Origin of the sequence: Chryseobacterium sp. 2987, from assembly GCF_031456375.1 — a bacterium.
In the GTDB taxonomy this organism is placed as follows: Bacteria; Bacteroidota; Bacteroidia; order Flavobacteriales; family Weeksellaceae; genus Chryseobacterium; species Chryseobacterium vaccae.
In genome coordinates this window covers 702,516-723,502 of the sequence record NZ_JAVDUN010000001.1, presented here as the reverse complement: position 1 = coordinate 723,502, position 20,987 = coordinate 702,516, and the positions used below count along the sequence as shown (strand labels likewise).

Below are 20,987 nucleotides of genomic sequence, written 5' to 3'. Positions count from 1 at the left end.
ATAGATTCATAGGTGTAAAGAAGAAAAATAAAAAAAACCGTCCTTTCTGGACGGTTCGCTTAATGACAAACAATATAGTATTAACCTCTTACAGATTGTCGTCAGACAGTAAATTTAATTTACTTGGCCCAATATTGAAGGATTCTTCCTTCATAATTACTATCGGGTCTTTGATTGAATCTGTGAGGTCTCCAGTTTGCCCATCCGGCAGAACATGAACTGGCTCCTCCATAATCATCCGTACTGTTTGAACATGTACCAATGTGGTGATTAAGTTGTGCTTCAATACTCATCCAGATCCCAAACGTATCATTAAGATCATACTTATTAAAGGTTGCCTGACTTCCATTGCTGGAAGTATAGGTTAAATTATTGCCTGGCGTATTTGAACCTGCATAGCCCACACCTCCCCATATTCCAGTAAAATCTCCTGAAAGACTGTATAAGCCAGGTATAAGATAAGCAAAGTTCTGATTATTGATTTGATAAAATGTGTCACCAGTTGTTGGCTTTCCAAAATTAAAGCCAAAAAGTTTCCCAGTGGATGTATTTCCCCTTGTACTATAGTTTCCTGTTGCAGGGTTTCCATCTGTAATTTCAACATTTAGATAATTATTAGGAACCCATACATCACTTATTGGGGCTACGGTACTACCTTCAACCTGACTGGCAGATGCTCCTGTGGCTGTATTATGCCCCTTTTCTTTAATGCTGAATCTATATTGCTTATTTGTACTATGACTACCAATGTTATTGACAACCGCAGAAGGAAGTGAAAAAGCATATTCATTAAAAACTCCGGTTTCTGTTGTTATTAAATTTCTCGACGGCTGATTTCCGATGGGCTGATTATAGCTTTTCTCAACTATCAGGATCTGTCTTTCCGAAAGTGATCTTATGAGTGTCCAACCTCCATTGCTCATATCACAATAGGTTTTATACTTGTTTCCCGATGCATCTTTTATCCAATAATACCCATCCGTAGAAGACGAAGCAGTGGTTAAAATATCGGTACATCGGTTTGCAGGGTTTACAAATGTTCCTATTGAAGTTTTTGCTGTAACTGCTACCGAACATGAGGAAGCTCCTCCAGGTGAAGTAAAGGAATAAATGTTGGTACCAGGAGCAGTAGGCGTACCTTGGCCAAATAATCTAATGCTTGTTGTGGATGAAGTAACGCTGATGGAACCAGACGAAAATTTAATTCCATTGATCATGGCCGTTTCCACAACAGCTGTTCCCGGTGTAGTTACCGAAGTAACAGGTACATCAATATAATTTGTTCCATCTAATGCGATAGAGCTAGAATAAGTACCATTTACTGTCGCTGCACTACAATTAAGATTAAAGGTCGTAGATGATCCGCCCACATTTACCGTTGGGAGTACACACCCTGGATTAACTGCTATTCCATTGAAACTTAATGAGAGCGTATTATTCTGGGGGCCATTAACCGGTGTTCCCTGCCCATCAAGAACTACGGTTTGAGAACCGGTTTGGGAAAAGACTCCTGATTTGTTAAAGGAATATCCATTGGATGTGTTTCCAACAATTTGATAAGTCCCAATCTCCGTTACATTAATAACCAAAGTATATGTATTGTTACTGTTTAGAGCTGTTCCTGCAGTGAATATTCCTGAAGGGCCTGTGGGAGGTGTACAGCTGATAATATTGAATGAAGCAGGTTCATACGTCCCACATAAACTCTGCCATCTCGAAGTGCTGGTAACGTAATAATTAAAACAGTTGGTTGTTGTATTGTATATCAACAAACCATTGGCAGGAGAGACAATGGCTGAGCGTTCACTCTTTGACAACCGAGGAACCAGCAGCCCTCTATTCGAAGCAGTGATATCCAGCTGGGCACTGGGATCAATGGTGGAACTACCGATGCCAATTTGTCCCGTCTGATAGATATTCTCTGTGCTCAAGGTAGCTCCAGATCCCGTAGCCTTGGATATCCAGGGTTCACTTCCTCCAGTGGAAATCCATAAGCTATTAGGAGCATCATAATAGTAATAACCCGGGCCATGCACTTTTGCTGTCTTTCCTGAAATTCCGACACCATCAGTAACGAATATCATTACACCATTCTGATTATCTCCATAATCACCATCTTTTGCCGCCAAATCCGTGACCGTAAAGCTGGGAATCAACAGTCCTTCCGGGGTATTGACTTTGTTTGTCTTTTTAACATCGAGAGTTGCTTGAGGATTGGGAGTGTTTATTCCAACTTGTCCATAAAACATTCCAATTCCCATAAAAAGTGCCATGCAAAATGTCTTTTTTTTCATATTTGAGGTTTAATTAACATTGTCTCTTATTGTGTTTTTAACTTTGCCATATTAATTCTATTGATCGAAATTATATGGCCTTTTTATACATATTTGCCGATTAATACATTTTTAAAAATGAATTAATCGGCAAATTTAGCATCCAGACTCTACATACATATTTTAAAAAAGTCCAAATAAGAGTCTCTATTTAGTCCTAGTTTTTATAACAGTTTGTTTGGAGCAATTTTTTATAAAATTCTTCTGTTTTCTTCAATCGTATTTTTATACACTGTAGAACTATTAGCATTTATAAGTTATTGATCAAATAGTCATTTGTCCTAATTCAATTTCGGGATATTTCCTAACTTATTCCTCATTAAGATTGATTTCTCTTTGTGTAAACACAAAAAAGAACAATCATTTTCCATTTTTTATATTTTTAATAGTGTTAAAAATAATTAATCATGAAAACGACAATTGAAGAACTGTTTGCAGAAAAAATAAGCAATCATCATAGTACATGAAATACTGTATTAGATAATACTCAACCTCAAAACTATATTTGCAATCATTGGAAAGTAGAAATTAACCCAGATATCACGACTAATACTGACGACGGACATTTATAGTTAGTGATGGTTACCTCTCTTCCATAATTACATTAGTCAAAGGATACAACCTTTAACCTGTATTTTACAACAAATGTTTTATCGCAAAAGGAAAGTTCGAATTCAAAAATTCAGGACAATTGAGGATAATGGATATTAATATTGAGACAGATATCTTCTAACGACCATATTTTTGATGTAAAAAAGATAAAATGGTAGAAAAAGGAACAAGAAAATCCGAATTTCACACTACAACTAAGCACTCCACCATCCATATTATCTTCCATATTAATACCCAGAATAAAGTATTACCTTATAAAGTATAAAATTTATAAAAAGATAGGTAGTGAAAAAAAACTAATTTAGCACAACAAATCAATATCATAAAAATATTAACCATGAAAAATTAATTTATGAAAAATTTACACTAAAAAACTACCCTCTGCTCTAATACTCTCAAAATCAAACATTCTTGAAAGTAAGCAGAGCACCACTATCAACCCTAACATAGAGCCGAACTTTTAATCAATCCATTGTTTTTACCGTCAACCGCGATTGATTTGAGATTGAAACCCTCCAATCTCTTACATATCTACATCATAAAAGGATAAAATTTTGAATTAAGTTGCATTTTAAATAGAGGCTTCTTGCTGATATATGTAAACTTGATTTCATTGTACAATCTTTTAAATATCTGCCTATTTCCGCTTGAGAACACGAGTTGGAAATAACTATTCTCCTATGTAAAATTAAAAACAATAAAAATCATGAACACATTTGAATTACTTAACAATCAATTTAAGTACCCCCTTCCCAACATTAAAAAATCCTAATGCAGAATTATTACAGGATATTACCGAAAATCAATGGATTGATGGAGAATACCTTTGGCTGTATGAGCAAAACCATGATCTTCGTAAAAAGTACAAGAAAACTAAAACAGCACATATTGCTGCCCAATGGTTTCCTACTGCCTCACCTGATAGATTCAAACCGATTTGCAGGCTTATGCTGTGGACCCTTTACAATGATGATCTTTATGAAGAGAGTGGACCCCGAAAATATTGATCATGTCCGTCTACAGTCAATAGCAGTATTAAAAGGTGAAATAAGTGGTGAAAATTCAGGAATACCTTTAGGAAAAATGTTAGCTTCTCTAAGAGAAGAATTACTACAATTTATCCCAGAAGAATCAATCTCTCGTTTCACACAAATGATTGACAGATATTTTATGGGTTTGGAAACGGAGCTCACATATAAAAAGAAGAAAACTTTCCCTACAGTAGAGGAATGCATTGCATTGAGAGAAAATTCAATTTGTCTCTATCCATTTTTACAGCTTACAGAAGTGGAAACCGGTATCATCCTTCCTCAGGAAATTCATGAACATCCTGTAATTCGTCGTTTACAAGCTCTTGCCTGCATTTTCCCTCTATATATCCTATCAATATATTCGAGTAGTTTCTCAAGACTTATTTAATAACCCATCTTTCAGGAACGACAATATACCGTCCGAATCCGCCGTTGGTATTCATCCCCAAATCAAAACCTGTTACCAAAACCTCATCTCCGCTTTTCCACACTTCAACCGTTCCGGCAGCATCGACTCCCGGTATGTCGGGGTATTTCCTAGTCACACCTTTATTGCCTTTGGCGGATAATGCATCTTATAATTAAGAGAACTGTACTCTACTCTTATCAATACTTTCCCATCAGGAATATCTTCAATTTGCTTTTCTACAATTTTTGAGCTGTAAGTGCCACCTTCCTGCTCTGCAGTTTCTAAAACCTGATATGTTTTGGCCATAATGAGTTTTTTTGTACTAATTTAATAAACAGAAGAAACTTCTTTACCTTCAAACTTCAACTGACGGAACCTACTGTTTTCACGCAGTAATTCGATATCATAACCGCTTTTTTCATTCAGATAAATCTTAAGTTCAGCTTTCACAAGATTTCCAGACATCAGATGGCCCGCAAATTTTCTATCATCTGAAATAAAATGAAAATGAAACGGAGAAAGATCAACATTACTTAATAAAGATGGAGTAAAATAACCGACCATTGTTCCTTTAATATTTTTTGCCTTGTATTGAGGCCTCACCTTCATTAAAGTTGCAAGCTCAGTGGTATCGTCGGGAGAAACAGGATCTGCCCCTCCCACAGTAATATCTGCCCAGGTTCCTTCAATTTTAATAGCATAAGGTAGATTCTGAGTGGTTAACATTTCCTGAACTTTACCTTGTAATTCCTTGAAACTTCCCGTGAAAGATAATTTTTTCTCGACATCAGGATTAAAATAAGTGAGTGAAGTAAAGGGCGATTTCAGATTTTCTGATGCTACCTCCACCTTTCCGGAGGATTGAATCCTGTAAACAATTCCATCCAGAGCAATAAGTTCTCCGTCGAGATGATTAAATGTTCCCAGTCCGAAATCTCCGTGTGTTTTTAATTCTTTAACAGTGTGAGTTCCTTCGTAAATTCCTCTGCGCATTGCATCAATCATAGAATAATGCCAGATTCGTTCATCCTGATATTTTTTTTGACTTTTAACAGGCTGTTGCGCAATACCTGAAAAAGGAGACAGCAAAGCCAGAAGAGACAGATTAAAGATTGTTTTTTTCATAATAATAAATGGAAATGATTGTGTGTAAAATTTCAGATAAAAATCTATTTTTTCTCAAAATAATTATCCTTTCCCTCAATCCAGTCTTTTCTTGCCGGACTGAAAAAATCGATGTCAATGGTATCATCCTCCAATGCAGTAAAACTGTGCGGAACATTAGGTGGAATAATGATTCCCTGCCCTGCTTTCACAATATATTCTTTGTCCAGAATATTCACTTTTACACTTCCTTTGGTAATCAGAGAATATTGTTCGTTGATGTGTTGATGAATGGGAACCACTGCTCCTTTTTTATACGTAAAATATCCTATAGTTCCCTGTTCGCCGGAAATCATTCCTCTTGAGAGAAGCTCATTCACAGGTTTTGTTAGTAATTCTTTTAATGTAAATGTCTGTACATTTTGTGCAGAAACGGTTGCTGCAAAAAACAGACTTATGTTTAATAGTAAATTCTTCATTTTATAAAATTTTAATTGATTGGGTTTTAAATTTTAATTCTAAACACTTTAAAAGGCTTTTTAAACTGTTCTTTCCCATCGTGAAACCAGGGCATCAGCTGAATCTGAGAGTTGGAAATATATAAATACCCATCATCAGAAATGCTGTAACTGTCTGGCCAAATCAGCTTTTCATCATCCTTTACAATTGTCTGCATTTTCAAATCCGGAGTCATTTTTACAATTGAATTTTTCTCCAAATCTCCCAAATACAAGTTTCCTTTTTTATCGAAAATCATCCCGTCTGTCGTAATAAATTTTCCTAAATCTTCTACATTTTTGTTTAAAACAGCTTCATTTGCTTTAAAATCTCTCAACAAATCGGTTTTAATTCTGTACATACGATTATCCGTAAGCGGTTTATAGTATAAATATTGATTATCAGGGGTCAGCGCAATACCATCTGAATTTACCTTTAAAAGAGAACCATCGCCTTTTTTAAGTTCCTTTCCTAAAGGAGAAAAATGATAATTCGGGTCAGATTTAACTGAAGAAGAATTGGCTAAAACCAATCTGGATTCTCCTGTATTAATATTTAAAACCACAATTCCACCCGTATTTGAATTGGTTAAATATGCAAAGCCATTCTGGTTATCCACACGAACATCATTGATGTAAACATTTTCACCCCCTACACTTTCAGGAAACCTATAGATTTTTTCAATTTTATTGGTAGCTAAATTAATTTTCACCACTTTACTGCTATGCTGATACACTTTTCCAAGCCCGATTCCTGCAGCATCTACCACCCAAAGAAACCCTTTATCATCGGTAACTACAGACTGCACGGTCACAAATTTGTTTTGTCCGTCTTCACCTTTTTTAAAGCTGTTCCATTCTGCATTGGGATAAGGAACCGGTTTTCCGTCTTTTACCTCAACAACTGAATAAGAATGCGTGTCCAGCCAATAGGGATAATTCACAAAAACCCGGTTATCTTTTGCAACGGCAACACCCGTTAATTGATAAGTGCTGTCCGAGAAAACCTCTTCTAACTGTGCATTTTTTTCTGTTGAAATTTCATTCTCAGACTTTGGATTTGCCTGATTGGGAGATTTGTTGCAGGCTGTCAATGAAACCAATGCCATTGCCAATACTGTTATATTTTTTATGTTCATTTTATTAATTTTAAATGTTAGATTTTATAGAGTAACTACAATTTTACCAACCGTTCTGCCTGTTTCCTGTTCCAGATGTGCCTCTCTCATTTGCTCGAAAGGAAAAGTTTTTGATACGTGAGGCTTTACAGCACCACTTTCCAATAAAGAAGCAATCTGTTTCATATCTTCACCACTGGATTGTACGAGAATGAAATACCCCTTTACCCCTTTAGATTCTGCTTTGGAAGTTACTTCTTCATTCAAACCTGTTGGAATACTGATGATTGAACCGCCATCTTTCGTCACTTCAAGGGAATGGCCGATATTGTCCCCGCCAATGGTATCCAATACAAAATCAAAAGTTCTGCCCGCTGATTTCCAGTCGAAACCGTGATAATCAATATGTGAATCCGCGCCTAAACTCAAGACAAAATCTTTGTTTTTTGAAGAAGATGTCCCTGTCACTTTCGCTCCTAGATGTTTGGCAATCTGTACCGCAATATGTCCCACTCCACCTGCAGCCGCGTGAACCAAAACATTTTGACCTTCCTGAATATTCGCATTGTGAACCAAAGCCTGATAGGCCGTAAGCGCAACCAAAGTTGAAGCTGCCGCATCTTCGAAAGAGATGTTTTTTGGTTTTAAAGCTAATTGACTGTCCGGAGCTGCAACATATTCCGCGTACGCTTTGCCGTGCCCGGGGAAATTAACCATTCCGAAAACCTCATCGCCCACTTTAAAATCTGAGCTTTGGGTTTCTTCTACAATTCCAGAAATATCCCAACCCAAAATCAATGGATTTTCTGTTTTTATTCTTCCGTAAATACCTTTTCCAGCACGGCTTTTTACATCTACCGGATTGATGCTGATGGCTTTTACTTTTACTAAAACTTCGCCTTTGTTAATCGTTGGTTTTGCCAATTCTACGTATTCTAAGTTTTCTACGTTTCCGGCTTCTTTTAATACAATTACTTTCATAATATTGGTATTTTTTAATGTTATTTATTTTTGAATTCCTTTATCGCCTTCGATTCTCGGAAAATTAACGAAAAATTTTCCATCCGAACTTGTTGTAACACCATTCCGGACTATATCAGATGTTGCAACTGTTTCTAATTGTGCATTCGATAGTCCGAAGAAAACAAATACTGTAAGAAGGTTGAATTTAGTTTTCATTTCAGTTTGATTTTCAATGATTTTGATAAGTCAAAGGTAGAAGCATTACAGCTGAATAAATAATACATTTCGGGGGAAGAATAGCACATATTTACAGAAATAAAAAAGACTGTATCAAAGCGAAACAGTCTTCTATATAATTATAATTGATTTAAATTCAATTCATCTGCGACTTCCTGAATTCCAATGGTTTCATTCCCGTTTGCTTTTTAAACAATCTCGTGAAATAAGAGGCATTTTCAAAGCCTAATTCATAAGCGATTTCAGCGACTCCCTTTTCTCCCAGTCTCAATAGATTTTTCGCTTCGGAAATCATAAAAATATGAATCAGTTCCATTGCGGTTTTTCCTGTTTCCTGCTTTAATAAATCACTCAGATATCTTGGGGAAACAAAAAGCTGATCGGCCAAAAATGCTACATTAGGAAGTCCGTTTTTCTCCAGCAAACCTTCGCTGATGTATTTTCTCAACGCATCATTGAACTTTGAGGCCGTCTTTCCGGTCACCTGTGCTCTGTCGATAAACTGTCTTTTGTAATATCGCTGTGCATATTTTAAAATCGAGGAAATATGGCTTAAGATAATCTCACGGCTGTATTCATCGGGATTATTAAAATATTCTCCCTGAATTTTTGAGTGAAGTTCCAGAATAATCTGCTCTTCTTTTGGAGAAAGGTGCAAAGCTTCTGTCACTTCATAATCAAAGAAACTATATTTTTCAATTTCCTTGAAAAGCTCGTGACCGTTCAGGTAATCTTCGTGAATCATCAGCATATAGCCTTTTTCTTCAAACTCAAGATTTTTCATCTCGATAATCTGCCTTGGTTTCGCAAAAAACAGACAGCCGTTGTTGTGGTCGTACGGTGTGCGGCCGTACATAAAAATCCCTGATTTTATTTTCTTAAAAGCAATGACATAACAGTCTGTCGTAAATTCCCGATTTCCCAGGGTACACGCCGACTGACAGCCAATCATACTGAAAAGCGGATGTTCCGGAGCGTCCCAATGATTACCCAAGTGTAATTCGGTAAGGGTTTTGTAATGTTGCATCGGTTTAATTTTATCTAAGTTAAAATAATTTACCGGAAACAGGATCTAATTTTATCCTAAAAATAGGTTAATGTATCCTGCCGTAAGCTCCGGGTGCTGATGTTGAGGGCCGTGCCCCACATCATTCAAAATAATATGCTGCATTGTAGGTGCATTTTTCAACAACGGAAACCAGTTTTCTAAAGCTGATATTGTGATCTCCGGAAATCGCCAGAACGGGAGATTTCAGTGTTTTGTAACTTTCTCTGAAGTTCAGCTTATCTTCTTTCATTGTTCCTGAACCTGCAATATATTTCTGGAAAACCTCTATTGTAGAAGGAGTTAATGAACGCTCTAATCTCTACCCTATTCTTTCGTGAGATTCTTTGGCTGGCCGTCTGCTTTTTTCGGAAGCCGGATCAAAGAACAGATAATATTCATCTTCCAAATCATTAATCGGTTTTAAAGCGTGGTCAAAAAACACCTGTTCTATTGGAATTTCATTTTCTCCCGGAGGATTTGTTCCGATTAAAACAGTATCAATTCCCAAATGGTCTGCCAAAGCAGGAACCATATTCGCCACTTCTGAAATTTAATTAATGCCCATGAGCAGCAATACTCACTTCTCTCCAGTTTTGGATATCATTTAATCTTTTTGTGTAAACCTCGTTGACAGCGTGATAAGCAATTTTACCAAACAATAATCTTTGCGGAGGATTTTGATTATCAATAAGATTCAAAACTGGCTCTACCGTAGCTTCCGGTTTTCCCCAGGTATCAGGATTATCTCCGCTTTCTGCAAACGCAGCACGCACCGGATTGTAATCTGCAATATCCGAAGAAGTCTGGACTGCTGAAGCTCCTGCCCAATCCGTTGCAAATCCGTTGGGTTCAATTAAAGTAGTTTTGATTCCTAAATGTGCTGTTTCCGAACCGATAGTTTCAATTAAACCTTCCACAGCGAATTTTGAAGCGTTGTATAATCCTAAAAGCGGTAAAGTTGTTAATCCCAAAAAACTGGAAATCTGAATAATATGTCCGTTTTTTTGTTTTCTCATCACGGGTAAAACCGCCTGTACCACCCAAAGTGAACCGAAAAAGTTGGTTTCCATCTGTTCTCTCGCCTGCTGTTCCGTTGTTTCTTCCGTTGTACCGAATAAACCAAAACCTGCATTATTAATCAAGACATCAATTCTTCCGAAATGTTTTTCTACTTGTTCTGTTACTTCAAAAACTTCTGAACGGTTGTTAACATCCAATTTCAAAGGAAGAATATTGTCTCCGTATTTATCTTTCAAATCCCGCAGTGCAGAAATGTTTCTTGCTGTTGCCGCTACTTTGTCTCCTCTTTCCAAAAGTGCTTCTGCCCATAATTTTCCGAATCCTCTTGATGCTCCTGTGATAAAAATTGTCTTTCCCATTTTTAAAAATTTTAATTGTTTTGTTTTTAATTTTGATAGGACAAAGTTATCTCACATCAGAACCAAACTTGTAGCTCATATCAGCGGAAGAATAGCACAGAATTACGAAAAACTTTTTTGATTTAAAATTTTAGCCCACAATCCAATCATTTACTAATATCTTATTCTTCATTGATTAAAATCTTCATTCAACAGTAAAAGACAGTTAAAGCCAACTATGATCTAATTATATCTATTTTGCTTGTTACATGAATAAAAAATTATATTGTAAAAAGCTTTGCAACTCCAGAAAACTTAATGCTAGATTTGGGATAGCCAGTTCTTGTTTAATTTGGCTCAAACGAATTAAATATTCTACAAAAGAGTTTGTATAGAGGTGGAAGACGTCACCAACATCCAAACAGCCTTACTTCAAGATTACCCTTCTCAGCCTATCTTCATTCTCATCACCCCAGTACCCTAATGCAGAAATTATCGGAATTAAGGTCTTCCCAAAATCTGTGAGGGAATATTCAACTTTTGGCGGAACAACCGGGTAAATTTTCTTAGTCACGAGCTCGTGCTCTTCAAGCTCTTTCAATTGGATATTTAAAACCCGTCTTGAAGCATCCGGAATTTTACGCTGCAATTCACTGGGACGCAGATGTCCTTCATTGATAAACCATAGCAGACGGATCTTCCATTTTCCGTAAAGGACTTCCCCAATAAGGTCGAGACCGCAGTTTAAATTCAAAGGTATTTTTCTCTCATGCATAAACAAATTTAGCCCAATGTACCCAATTGTACAATAGGGGAAAAAATTATCCCTATGCGATTCGGTTTTCCGTTATTGCCTGAAAGAGTGATAGTTCAGAAATTTGTATCAAAGAATCAGACAATGCAAAATCAATTTAATTACAAAAATGAACTTCAAGGTAAAATTGCCCTGGTAACCGGAGGTACGAAAGGAACCGGAAAAGCAATTGCAGAAAGGCTGTTACAAGCTAGCGCAACGGTTATTATCACCGCAAGAAATGCACCTGAAGAAGAAAAAAGCCACCTTCATTTTATTTCAGCTGATTTAAGTGAGGCAGAAGGAGCCCAAAAAGTAATCAGCGAAGTGCTGTCTCATTACGGCAGGCTGGACATTCTTATCAACAATCTTGGCTCTTCATCAACACCCGCAGGCGGCTTTACCGTGTTATCTGATGAAGACTGGGAGTCAACCCTACGGGCTAATCTGCTTGCTCCTGTTCGACTGGACAGAGGTTTTTTACCCCAAATGATAGAGCGAAAAACAGGGGTTATTATTCACATCGCTTCAATTCAGGGCAAATTGCCTTTGTACGACTCTACTTTGCCGTATGCAGCGGCAAAAGCAGGATTAATCAATTACAGCAAAAGTTTATCTAACGAAGTTACACCCAAAGGTGTTCGTGTGCTGACTGTTTCGCCGGGATGGGTAAAAACAACGGCAACAGATGCATTTTTGGAAAGGATCGCCAAAGGTTCAAATACTTCTGTTGAGGAGGCTCAAAAAAGTGTTATGGATGCGCTTGGCGGAATACCTTATGGCAGACCTGCCGAACCGCAGGAAGTCGCTGAATTAGTAGGTTTTCTTGTTTCACCAAGAGCTAATTATTTAACCGGAACTGAATTTGTCATCGATGGAGGCACTGTGCCAACCATTTAATAATCTTAAAATACAATACAATGAATTTACCAGACATTATCTCAGAATTAGTAAAAGCGCAAAATGAATTTAACAGTTCAGCGTATGCAAATTGTTTTACCGAAAATGCAGAGGTATATGATGAAGGCCAAACCCATAACGGAAAAACTGAAATTGAAAACTGGATTGACAAAGCCAACAAAGAATACCAGGCCACTATGAAACCATTACACTATAATGAAAATGAAAACATCTTATCTGCAGAAGCTTCAGGAAATTTTCCAGGCAGTCCTGTTGTTTTGAAATATCATTTTCAATTATCTGACGGATATATTCAATCATTGAAAATAACAGTTTAATATTTTAGCTGACAAAATTAATCAGAGCTGAGGCTTCCGTAGCCGCAGTTTAATTGGGCTCAATAGAACCAAATCATCTATAAAAGTGTTTGAAAATAGTCCTGTCTTGGTCACCAACAGCCCAATGGCGTCACTTTAATACAGGTGGCGTCTTTTTTTTAATTCACCGGAACTGTTTTCTACATTAAATTTCTTATACAAATTAATAAATCATTTCAGTTGAACTCATTCTCAATCCCTTAAAAAGTTATCAGCATTCATAAAAATTCGTTATTATCAATTCGCAGCAAAGAACTATATTTAAAAACAAATTTTATATTAAAAAATTGATTTATACAACACTTTTAAATATTGCTGTTTTTCAGGGAATAGTCTTAGGCGTAGTCATTTTAAAATCTTCCCTGTTCAATAGTAATTCAAATAAGTATTTAGCTTACTTACTATTTGCACTTTCCATGGTTTTACTGAATTATGTTTTTGAAATTGAAGGTGCATTCAGGTCCTATCCTTTGCTACGTTTTCTGGACTATATTGAATGGATATTTTTACCTCCCGTCTTCATTTTCCTTTTTATAATCAACCGGATTGATGATACCATAAAGAACAGACAAAGAACTTATTTGTATTACATTCCGTTTGTTTATTCCTCTACTTTTACCATTATATATCATCTTAATGATATTTTAGGAATTTATAAAATCGAAGATTCCGGCATTTTCATAATCAATATACTTAGACTAATTCAGCTTTTATTTGCCTTTATCATCATCCTGTTTCCACCTTTTTACTCTTATTTTATGATAAAGTACTTAAAAGATCCACAAGAGAAAAAATGGGTAATTGTTTTATTAACTTCTCTCTATTTATTGTTATCTACCTGGCTCATCACGTATATGACCGGCTTCTTTTTTGGAATAGACATTTCCTCTACTATGAGCGGGCTGGCTTTATCGGCAACATTTATCATGCACTGGACAGCTTATATAGGCATTTACAAATACAAACTTGCCAAAAACAAAGATGCCATCTACCATTTTCTAAACAACGATTTGGTTATTATACATCCCAATCTGCAAATTGCAGAAAACAGTATACCGCAAGAAAATAGCCCTGCAGAAGAATCCAGAGAATCTATAACGGCTGACAATCTTTATTTTCAAAAACTTGAACTGCTTTGCAAAGAGCAGCACATGTATACCGACAGTACATTAAACAGAGAAAAAGTAGCTGAAAAACTAGGGATAAGCGCCGGATATGTTTCACAAATTGTAAACACAATAACAGGAGACAACTTTGCCCATTATATCAATCAATACCGGGTGGAAGCCGTGAAGGAAATGATATCAGATCCGGAATATGAAAACTATAATCTGCTGACAATGGGATTGGAAGCCGGCTTTACTTCAAAAACAACTTTTTTTAAAGCCTTTAAAAAAGTTACCGGTCAGACACCCAATGAATATAAAAACACAAGCAAATAAGTACCATTTTGTACATTTTTAAGCTTTTGAAACCCGTTCTAATTTTTATTATTTGAGTTTTGCAGCAAAATAATTCAAATAACTTTTTTATGAAAAAAAAACTTTTACAGCTCATTGTTTTGCTTGCTTTTTATTCTGTCAATGCTCAAAGCGAAACTGATACAAATCCATATCAGAAAAACAATGAAATTAAATTAAATTTACTTTCGCCTTTATCCGGTGCTGTGGAAATAGGTTATGAACGGTTTCTCAACAAAAATTCATCATTAGGGATTTCTGCATTCAAGGTATATGAGCATTCAACAAATGACGATATGAATTACTATATCTCTCCCTACTACAGGTATTATTTTGGAAAAAAATATGCTTCCGGTTTTTTTGTCGAAGGATTTGGAATGCTTACTTCAATTGATGGAAAAAAAATGTATGCAGCAGACAACGTAACATTCACCGAAGGTAAAGATGTTTATGATCTTGCATTAGGTGCGGGTTTTGGATGGAAACTAGTTACAAAGAAAGGATTTGTTTTTGAAGCCAATACAGCCTACGGAAGACTTGTTTTCAATGCAAATAAAACGGATCACGATCAGGTTCTAAAACTTGGAGTGAGTGTTGGCTACCGATTTTAAAATCAAATACGCCTAAGCAAAACAAGACTTTTGTTTTCCACAAAGATCCTATTACCTTATTAATACAAATTAAATCATATTATCCGTAAAATATTTGTGCGAGGGTACAATACAATCGAAGTAAACTAAAGTCAAATATTTAATATTAATTAACCTGAATTCGGGTTAAGGAGTTTAAATATAAAAGGTTGGAAGATGGAAGAAGGAGGCTGGAATTTACAATGTAATCTTTAATACAGTAAAAAAAATCCCGTTAATACGGGATTTTAGTTTCTTCTATTTAAACTTATTTGATCTCTACAGGAACTGAGATTTTATCCCAATCCATGGTGAATCCATTACTGTTTACTTTATAAACTAAAGTTTCCTGTGTTGTTGGTAAAGCTTTTGTTTTTACATCAACACGTAAAGCATCTTTAGCTTGTTCGTATTTATAAGCTCCCCATTGTTTAGGTTCTTTGTTAAAAATTGCTGTCCAGGTTCCGCTTTGTTTAGGAATTAAGAAAAAGCTGTATTTACCTGCAGGTAGTTTTTTACCCTGAACGGTAATATCTTTATCCGTTTCGAAAGTAGTTGCTTCATTGGCACCCGCACGCCAGACTTTATCATAAGCTTCCAAACCACCCCAGATGGTACGCCCTTTAACAGAAGGACTGCTATAGGCAATGGTAATGGTTGCCTCTTTAATTTTTCCCGTTGCAGTAGCCGGCGGGCTGGCAGGTTTTTTAGTGTCCTGTGCAAAGGCATTCATGGAGATTGTCATTGTCGCAACAAGTACGGCAGCTGATTTAATGATGGATTTCATAATATTTTTGTTTGTATGTTTACTTTGTTCGTTTACGAATTTACTGCTTTCGGCTTATAAAACAATAAACCAATTGCAGAAAATATAATTACCGCCGCTGCCCCAATTACATTAAGCCAAAGGAAAGAAACGATATCAAACTGATAAACGGCAATAACCGCAATTTCTGATAATATTGCAGCAATAAATACATTTGAGCCGGTGATTTTTTTATAGTAAAATGCCACCAGAAAAATCCCCAATATCGGACCGTAGAAAAGAGAGCCTAATACATTCACCGCTTCAATAAGGGAGCCCATTTGAGTAGCAAACATGGCTACGCCGATTGAGAAAATCCCCCAGGCTAAAGTATGCAGGCGGCTATACCTCAATTCGGTGGCATCATCAGGAATTTCTTTTTTAAATATCAAATGAACATCTTTTAATGAGCAGGCGGCCAGGGAATTGAGTGCTGCAGAAATTGAACCCCAACTGGCCAGAAAAATGACGGCAAACAGTAAACCGATCATTCCTACAGGTAAGGTATTTTTTACGAAATACAGGAAAATGTAATTGGTATCTGTTTTCTCGGCATTATAGTTTGATTTATTGATCGCTTCCTCTACCCTTCCGTGAAGTGCTTTCACCTGGGTTTGTGTGTTTTTAAAATCCTGAATTGTTTTGTTAAGTTGAGGAGAATTTTCTTCTTTCAGCTTTAGAATTTCTTTGGATTCTGCATTAAATTTTATCTGTAAATCCTGATGCTCTTTTTCAAAAACCGCAGCCTGTTCAGGTTTTGTTTCCTTTAAATATTGATAAGAGCGTTCGTTAAAATAAATCGGAGCCGGTTTCAGAGAAAAGAAAGCGAAAAGCAAAGCACCAATGAGGAGAATAGCAAACTGCATCGGAATTTTAACCAATCCGTTCAGCAGCAAGCCCATTTTTGCGTTGGTATTGTCTTTTGCAGTAATATATCTCCCAACCTGACTCTGATCCGTCCCAAAGTAAGAAAGTGCCAGAAAAAAACCACCAATCAGCCCGCTCCAAATGTTGTATTTATCTTTCCAATCAAATTCTGTGGTGATTACATTGAGCTTTCCGGACTTCCCCGCCAGATACAGCGCATCATTAAAACCAATTCCATTCGGCATATTCTGAATAAGCAGATACCCCGCAAAAGCCATTGTTCCCAGAATAATGAGAAACTGTAATTTTTGGGTGTGAGCGATCGCTTTTGCACCGCCAACATAGGTATAAATCAACAGAATACCACCTGTTAAAACATTGGTTAAATAAATATTCCAGTTTAAAACGCTTGATAAGATGATACTCGGAGCATAAATGCTGATTCCCGTTGATAAGCCTCTGGAAAAAAGAAAAAGCAGTGAAGTGAGCACCCTTGTTTTTTTATCAAAACGGTTTTCTAAATATTCATAAGCAGTATAAACGTTTAAGCGCTGAAAAATCGGGATGAAAGTAATGCAGATCACAATCATCGCCAGAGGCAGACCAAAGTAATACTGCACGAAACGCATACCGTCTGTATACGCCTGGCCCGGTGCTGAAAGAAATGTAATGGCACTGGCCTGCGTGGCCATAATACCAATAAGTACAATGTACCAGGGCATTTTATTATCCGCTTTCAGGTAGGATTCGTTGCTTTTTTGGCCACGACCGATGAATACGCCGTAAACCACCACTGCAACCAATGTAAAAATGAGAACTGTCCAATCTATATTACTCATGCCCAGAATTTAGTAAACCAATAATAAAATACGATCTGCAATACTAATGCAACGGCTAATAGTACGTACCAGATATTCCAATTTTTAAGTTGCTTGTTCATCAGTTTTTCTGTGCAGATAAAAAGTTAAAAAATAGACGTGCCGCACCCACATTTCCCGCAGGCAGCTGTCTGAAAAATGCCAGCGGTGTATAAATAAAATTACCTTTTCCGTATTTGGCATATAAAGTTGATCCCTGCAGTGGCTCTTCATCTGTATCGTGCATTTCAAAAAGCGGTTCATATGCTGCATCCCATTGAGCAGGGAAATAGGCGCCACGCTCCTGTACCCAGCCTTTAAAATCATCCGCCGTAATTTTATTCGGAAAGTTCAGTAATTTATGATTGGGATTTAAAAACGTAACCACAGCATTTTCTTCGGTAACCCGCTTATTGGCAATACTGAAATTGTACATGCCCAATTGATCAACGGTTGTATCCTGGTTCGTATTATACTGCATCACCAGATTACCTCCGGCTTTTGCATAAGACCATAAAAAAGGCATCCAGCGTCCCAGTTTTTTCTCTGTGTTGTTGGCACGAACACCAAGCACAATAGCATCATATTGTGAAAGTTTGTTTTGGCTGCCGTTTCCAGCAGATTCATCTATGTTACCATAAAAATCTTCGTCTTTCAAAACATCTACCTGAACACCTGCAATACGCAGGAACTCAGGAATGAAATCGCCCGCACCTTCTATGTAACCCACTTTTTTAACCTTCGCCTGAATGTCGCCTTTCATTACGGTTACCGTTGCAGGCGCAAAATATTGTAAGGAGGGTAAATGCGGATACTGAATTAATACCTGTTTTTTATTATACGTTACTCCATCTGCAACAAAGTTTGCATCCAATTGTAAGCGGGATGAATGTATTGCGGCAAGCTTAGTTTTTGGAATAACGTAATCGATGGTCGTATCTTTTCCATTGAGTGAACTTACATCAGCGCCGCCTAACCGTTCTCCGTTATACATCAGGTTTACTTTTCCATTGCTAAACTTTTTGCCGGAATTAACCTTAAGATTTAAACTCAAATGTAGATCTTCATTTTCTTTAACCACATAAAGCGGTTGTGTAAATTTCAGTTCCAATGCAGGAACAATACGCAGGGCTTCAACCACATCACCACGCACCGGATCTAATTTCTTGAAAGATAAAGGAAGCTTAACCTGAAACTTTTCCGAACCGATTTTTAAACCAAGCAAAACATTCAGTGTTGATTCTGCCTCAGGCAAACCTACTAGAGTATCATTCGGTACAGAGAAAGTTGCTGTATTTACGGGAGGTTTTGCCAACCAGTAAGGTTCTGTGAGAGCTGCATCTGCAGGAATCTGAAGGTCATGCTGAATGGTAATCAGAGAATCTTTTGATAGCTTTCTGTTGAAGCTTTCTGATTGACCTAACCATTGTACATTGTCTAAAACGACAGGGTTTTCAGCTCTTGAAATTAAATTTAACCTGAAATTATAATGATCCCCAGCAACCGCTTCAGCCTGATTGGTAACGACCTCGCCCATAAACCCGGCACAGCTTAAAATGATATGGTCAAGAGATTTAAGTTTATCCTTTTTCAGGTCTGTATCTTTTAGCTCCGTTACCTTTTTTCGTAAAGCAAGCAAAGCAGGCAAGCTAAGTTCCGGCTTATTGAAATTGAAAGCGGAAATAATTTTATCTAATGACTGGTCAATATCAGCGTTTCCTTGTGAAGTCCAGGTTTTGGTTACTCCGTCAAAAAGTGTTGTTTTTGCAGGCTCACCAGTAACATGGGCAAAATATTCAGTTCTGATGCCGGCTACAGACTGTGTTCCCGCACCCTGGCTTTTATGTAAACTTCTGCTTAATCCTGCCAATTCGCCATAGCCCATTCCCAATTGCGCATCATATTGCCCAACGGTAACTTTCAGTTGATTTTCAGCGGTCGTATTGACCCCGCCAAAGCGGAAAGTATTCCACAATACGCGTTTTGGCTGCCATACATTAACATATTTCAGTTGATCCGGGAAAGCCTTTTTATCGCCTGCCAGCTTAAAAGCTTTTTCCGCAACCACGGCTGAAGCCGCATGCTGTCCGTGGCCTGCCGCCGCATTAGGAGGAAACCGACAAATGATCACATCCGGACGGAATTGACGGATTACCCAGACTACATCCGCTGTAATGCTGTCTGCATCCCATTGTTTAAAGGTATCGGTCGTATTTTTAGAGAAACCGAAATCAATCGCCCGGGTAAAAAACTGCTGGGCACCGTCTAATTTTCTGGCCTCTAAAAGCTCATGCGTTCTGATTAAACCCAATGCAGCACCCTGTTCTGTTCCCAATAAATTCTGCCCGCCATCACCTCTGGTTAAAGATAAATAGCCGGTTTCTACATTCTGATCGTTAATTAACCAGGAAAGCAATCCTGTATTTTCATCATCGGGATGAGCCGCAAGGTATAAAACTTTAGGCAGCTGCTTAAGGGTTTTGAGTTCGCGGTAAATTTCAGATGATTTGGAAGGCCGAACCTGCTGGGCCGAACAAAAAACCGTATAAAAGCCAAGAATAAATACAGTACTTACTTTTTTGAACATTTGAATTTGCTTTGCAGGGCAAATATAAGTAAATCATCTTTCTTTCAGCCTTAAAAGAATCGGACTATGAATTTCACAAAGAAACTGCTTAATTTTTTATTAAACCACAAAAGTCACAAAAGCTTTTTAAACACTTAAGCTATATTCAAGTTATATACTTTGTGTATAAGAAGTACACTAAAGTTTTTTTGAAAATCAAAGATTTTCATCTTATGTGCACATAAAGTGTGCGGTATTTCCCTACACTTCCTAAAGTGTACTAAGGTGTACTAAGGTGTTTAAAAAATAAAACTTTTGTGATTTTTGTGGTTAAATTTAAACAGAATCTTATGTTTTTCTAATGGTATTCTGCGTAAGATAGATATAATTAAACATGCAAAATGTGGCTGCCGCCCCGAAAGTATGCCATAAAAAGTGTGTTCCGAAGCTAAACCATTCCCATTTATCAGCAATGCGGAAAGTGAGTGCAAGAACAAACGACAATACAGCAAAGCCTACCCATTTGCCGGCTTTCCATTGGGTATAGATTAAATACCTTAATACCGAGAAGAGGACAAATGAAGCCATGATTGCATAATTTATGTTGATAAAAAGAGAAGTATTATCTACCAAAATCCAATTTCTCAACGCAAACATCAATATCAGATATACAAGAACCATTACAACGGCATAGTACCATCTGGTGCTCTGAGCTACAAAATAAAATCCGGCAGACAAACAGAGCAGCATAATGGGCATCCAATCCATCATGATAAATACCGGCCATTGTCTGAATGCATGATAAACAGTTCCCCCTAGGGCACCAATATATAATAAGATTAAGCAGTAGGTTAAAAAAGGATATTCCTTAAAATTACCCTTCATTTTAAGGGTCCAAAAAATGGCTATGGCTAAAAATAAAAGAGCCGTTACGGCATTGAATGGCTCAGGGAAAAGCTGAGCCATATCTGTTTCTTTATATAACATGCCTCCATCCGGAGGTAGTGGGTTTATTGGCATTGT

At 37.1% G+C, this 20,987-nt stretch carries 23 protein-coding genes; 6 read left to right on the top strand and 17 right to left on the bottom strand.

Annotated features, from left to right (window positions below; translation table 11 throughout):
• Nucleotides 1-119 precede the first annotated feature (119 nt).
• Complete coding sequence (locus J2Y40_RS03285; protein WP_309996900.1) at nt 120-2,294, bottom strand: fibrinogen-like YCDxxxxGGGW domain-containing protein; 2,175 nt, start codon at nt 2,292-2,294, stop codon at nt 120-122.
• A 1,367-nt stretch (nt 2,295-3,661) separates the two neighbouring features.
• On the opposite strand from J2Y40_RS03285, the gene J2Y40_RS03280 reads away from it, so the two are divergent.
• The gene (locus tag J2Y40_RS03280; RefSeq protein WP_153393686.1) at nt 3,662-3,952 is read left to right on the top strand and encodes a hypothetical protein; all 291 of its coding nucleotides are present in this window, start codon (nt 3,662-3,664) and stop codon (nt 3,950-3,952) included.
• Nucleotides 3,924-4,364 carry a terpene synthase family protein gene (locus J2Y40_RS03275; protein ID WP_153393688.1) on the top strand — a complete coding sequence of 147 codons (441 nt, stop codon included), beginning with the start codon at nt 3,924-3,926 and terminating at the stop codon, nt 4,362-4,364. Before J2Y40_RS03280 ends, J2Y40_RS03275 begins: the two co-directional genes overlap by 29 nt.
• Here J2Y40_RS03275 and J2Y40_RS03270 read toward each other — a convergent pair.
• The 12 genes from J2Y40_RS03270 to J2Y40_RS03215 form a co-directional block, all read right to left on the bottom strand.
• A complete protein-coding gene (locus tag J2Y40_RS03270; RefSeq protein WP_185151945.1) occupies nt 4,357-4,521 on the bottom strand; it encodes an alcohol dehydrogenase catalytic domain-containing protein in 165 nt (54 codons plus the stop codon). The two genes, J2Y40_RS03275 and J2Y40_RS03270, sit on opposite strands and share 8 nt — an antisense overlap.
• Nucleotides 4,518-4,691, bottom strand: coding sequence for a hypothetical protein (locus tag J2Y40_RS03265; protein WP_185151946.1), 174 nt, complete (start codon nt 4,689-4,691; stop codon nt 4,518-4,520). The genes J2Y40_RS03270 and J2Y40_RS03265 overlap by 4 nt, the downstream gene beginning before the upstream one ends.
• A 21-nt stretch (nt 4,692-4,712) precedes the next feature.
• Nucleotides 4,713-5,510, bottom strand: coding sequence for an acetolactate decarboxylase (gene budA, locus J2Y40_RS03260; protein ID WP_153393690.1), 798 nt, complete (start codon nt 5,508-5,510; stop codon nt 4,713-4,715).
• A 44-nt stretch (nt 5,511-5,554) separates the two neighbouring features.
• Nucleotides 5,555-5,968, bottom strand: a complete 414-nt coding sequence (locus tag J2Y40_RS03255) for a cupin domain-containing protein (RefSeq protein WP_309996892.1) — start codon at nt 5,966-5,968, stop codon at nt 5,555-5,557.
• A gap of 26 nt (nt 5,969-5,994) precedes the next feature.
• Nucleotides 5,995-7,125, bottom strand: a complete 1,131-nt coding sequence (locus tag J2Y40_RS03250; protein WP_309996889.1) for an L-dopachrome tautomerase-related protein — start codon at nt 7,123-7,125, stop codon at nt 5,995-5,997.
• A 24-nt stretch (nt 7,126-7,149) separates the two neighbouring features.
• Nucleotides 7,150-8,085, bottom strand: a complete 936-nt coding sequence (locus J2Y40_RS03245; protein ID WP_309996885.1) for an NADP-dependent oxidoreductase — start codon at nt 8,083-8,085, stop codon at nt 7,150-7,152.
• Nucleotides 8,086-8,109: 24 nt separating this feature from the next.
• Nucleotides 8,110-8,283 carry a hypothetical protein gene (locus tag J2Y40_RS03240; RefSeq protein ID WP_309996882.1) on the bottom strand — a complete coding sequence of 58 codons (174 nt, stop codon included), beginning with the start codon at nt 8,281-8,283 and terminating at the stop codon, nt 8,110-8,112.
• Nucleotides 8,284-8,440: 157 nt separating this feature from the next.
• Nucleotides 8,441-9,331 carry an AraC family transcriptional regulator gene (locus J2Y40_RS03235; protein WP_153393700.1) on the bottom strand — a complete coding sequence of 297 codons (891 nt, stop codon included), beginning with the start codon at nt 9,329-9,331 and terminating at the stop codon, nt 8,441-8,443.
• 121 nt (nt 9,332-9,452) lie between these two features.
• Entirely contained in the window at nt 9,453-9,602 is a 150-nt protein-coding gene (locus tag J2Y40_RS03230; RefSeq protein WP_153393702.1) for a hypothetical protein, read from the bottom strand.
• Between the two features lie 69 nt (nt 9,603-9,671).
• On the bottom strand, nt 9,672-9,893 hold the full coding sequence (locus J2Y40_RS03225; RefSeq protein WP_309996877.1) for a hypothetical protein: 222 nt from the start codon (nt 9,891-9,893) through the stop codon (nt 9,672-9,674).
• Between the two features lie 13 nt (nt 9,894-9,906).
• Nucleotides 9,907-10,731 (bottom strand): SDR family NAD(P)-dependent oxidoreductase, encoded by an 825-nt coding sequence (locus J2Y40_RS03220; protein WP_309996874.1) that lies wholly within the window; start codon nt 10,729-10,731, stop codon nt 9,907-9,909.
• Between the two features lie 406 nt (nt 10,732-11,137).
• Nucleotides 11,138-11,464 (bottom strand): helix-turn-helix domain-containing protein, encoded by a 327-nt coding sequence (locus J2Y40_RS03215; RefSeq protein WP_231128642.1) that lies wholly within the window; start codon nt 11,462-11,464, stop codon nt 11,138-11,140.
• 75 nt (nt 11,465-11,539) lie between these two features.
• Here J2Y40_RS03215 and J2Y40_RS03210 point away from each other — a divergent pair, with 75 nt between their 5' ends.
• From J2Y40_RS03210 to J2Y40_RS03195, 4 genes are all read left to right on the top strand, one after another.
• Nucleotides 11,540-12,403, top strand: coding sequence for an SDR family oxidoreductase (locus tag J2Y40_RS03210; RefSeq protein WP_309996872.1), 864 nt, complete (start codon nt 11,540-11,542; stop codon nt 12,401-12,403).
• A 20-nt stretch (nt 12,404-12,423) separates the two neighbouring features.
• Nucleotides 12,424-12,741, top strand: coding sequence for a nuclear transport factor 2 family protein (locus J2Y40_RS03205; RefSeq protein ID WP_153393710.1), 318 nt, complete (start codon nt 12,424-12,426; stop codon nt 12,739-12,741).
• 326 nt (nt 12,742-13,067) lie between these two features.
• Nucleotides 13,068-14,222: a helix-turn-helix domain-containing protein gene (locus tag J2Y40_RS03200; RefSeq protein ID WP_309996867.1), complete on the top strand. Its 1,155-nt coding sequence runs from the start codon at nt 13,068-13,070 to the stop codon at nt 14,220-14,222.
• 89 nt (nt 14,223-14,311) lie between these two features.
• Entirely contained in the window at nt 14,312-14,851 is a 540-nt protein-coding gene (locus tag J2Y40_RS03195) for a DUF3575 domain-containing protein (RefSeq protein ID WP_309996865.1), read from the top strand.
• 286 nt (nt 14,852-15,137) lie between these two features.
• Here the strand turns inward: J2Y40_RS03195 and J2Y40_RS03190 are convergent, their stop codons facing one another.
• The 4 genes from J2Y40_RS03190 to J2Y40_RS03175 form a co-directional block, all read right to left on the bottom strand.
• On the bottom strand, nt 15,138-15,656 hold the full coding sequence (locus J2Y40_RS03190; protein WP_153393716.1) for a DUF2911 domain-containing protein: 519 nt from the start codon (nt 15,654-15,656) through the stop codon (nt 15,138-15,140).
• Nucleotides 15,657-15,688: 32 nt separating this feature from the next.
• On the bottom strand, nt 15,689-17,380 hold the full coding sequence (locus J2Y40_RS03185) for a sodium:solute symporter (RefSeq protein WP_309996861.1): 1,692 nt from the start codon (nt 17,378-17,380) through the stop codon (nt 15,689-15,691).
• Nucleotides 17,381-17,480: 100 nt separating this feature from the next.
• Nucleotides 17,481-19,985 (bottom strand): PIG-L family deacetylase, encoded by a 2,505-nt coding sequence (locus tag J2Y40_RS03180; RefSeq protein ID WP_309996858.1) that lies wholly within the window; start codon nt 19,983-19,985, stop codon nt 17,481-17,483.
• A gap of 327 nt (nt 19,986-20,312) precedes the next feature.
• Nucleotides 20,313-20,984, bottom strand: coding sequence for a hypothetical protein (locus tag J2Y40_RS03175; protein ID WP_309996856.1), 672 nt, complete (start codon nt 20,982-20,984; stop codon nt 20,313-20,315).
• Between the last annotated feature and the right edge of the window lie 3 nt (nt 20,985-20,987).

Bases quoted from the DNA above. Each gene is read 5' to 3' on its own strand.
- J2Y40_RS03285 (WP_309996900.1), bottom strand. From the start codon at position 2,294: ATGAAAAAAAAGACATTTTGCATGGCACTTTTTATGGGAATTGGAATG.
- J2Y40_RS03275 (WP_153393688.1), top strand. From the start codon at position 3,924: ATGAAGAGAGTGGACCCCGAAAATATTGATCATGTCCGTCTACAGTCA.
- J2Y40_RS03265 (WP_185151946.1), bottom strand. From the start codon at position 4,691: ATGGCCAAAACATATCAGGTTTTAGAAACTGCAGAGCAGGAAGGTGGC.
- budA (WP_153393690.1), bottom strand. From the start codon at position 5,510: ATGAAAAAAACAATCTTTAATCTGTCTCTTCTGGCTTTGCTGTCTCCT.
- J2Y40_RS03255 (WP_309996892.1), bottom strand. From the start codon at position 5,968: ATGAAGAATTTACTATTAAACATAAGTCTGTTTTTTGCAGCAACCGTT.
- J2Y40_RS03250 (WP_309996889.1), bottom strand. From the start codon at position 7,125: ATGAACATAAAAAATATAACAGTATTGGCAATGGCATTGGTTTCATTG.
- J2Y40_RS03245 (WP_309996885.1), bottom strand. From the start codon at position 8,085: ATGAAAGTAATTGTATTAAAAGAAGCCGGAAACGTAGAAAACTTAGAA.
- J2Y40_RS03240 (WP_309996882.1), bottom strand. From the start codon at position 8,283: ATGAAAACTAAATTCAACCTTCTTACAGTATTTGTTTTCTTCGGACTA.
- J2Y40_RS03235 (WP_153393700.1), bottom strand. From the start codon at position 9,331: ATGCAACATTACAAAACCCTTACCGAATTACACTTGGGTAATCATTGG.
- J2Y40_RS03230 (WP_153393702.1), bottom strand. From the start codon at position 9,602: ATGAAAGAAGATAAGCTGAACTTCAGAGAAAGTTACAAAACACTGAAA.
- J2Y40_RS03220 (WP_309996874.1), bottom strand. From the start codon at position 10,731: ATGGGAAAGACAATTTTTATCACAGGAGCATCAAGAGGATTCGGAAAA.
- J2Y40_RS03210 (WP_309996872.1), top strand. From the start codon at position 11,540: ATGCGATTCGGTTTTCCGTTATTGCCTGAAAGAGTGATAGTTCAGAAA.
- J2Y40_RS03205 (WP_153393710.1), top strand. From the start codon at position 12,424: ATGAATTTACCAGACATTATCTCAGAATTAGTAAAAGCGCAAAATGAA.
- J2Y40_RS03195 (WP_309996865.1), top strand. From the start codon at position 14,312: ATGAAAAAAAAACTTTTACAGCTCATTGTTTTGCTTGCTTTTTATTCT.
- J2Y40_RS03190 (WP_153393716.1), bottom strand. From the start codon at position 15,656: ATGAAATCCATCATTAAATCAGCTGCCGTACTTGTTGCGACAATGACA.
- J2Y40_RS03185 (WP_309996861.1), bottom strand. From the start codon at position 17,380: ATGAGTAATATAGATTGGACAGTTCTCATTTTTACATTGGTTGCAGTG.
- J2Y40_RS03180 (WP_309996858.1), bottom strand. From the start codon at position 19,985: ATGTTCAAAAAAGTAAGTACTGTATTTATTCTTGGCTTTTATACGGTT.
- J2Y40_RS03175 (WP_309996856.1), bottom strand. From the start codon at position 20,984: ATGCCAATAAACCCACTACCTCCGGATGGAGGCATGTTATATAAAGAA.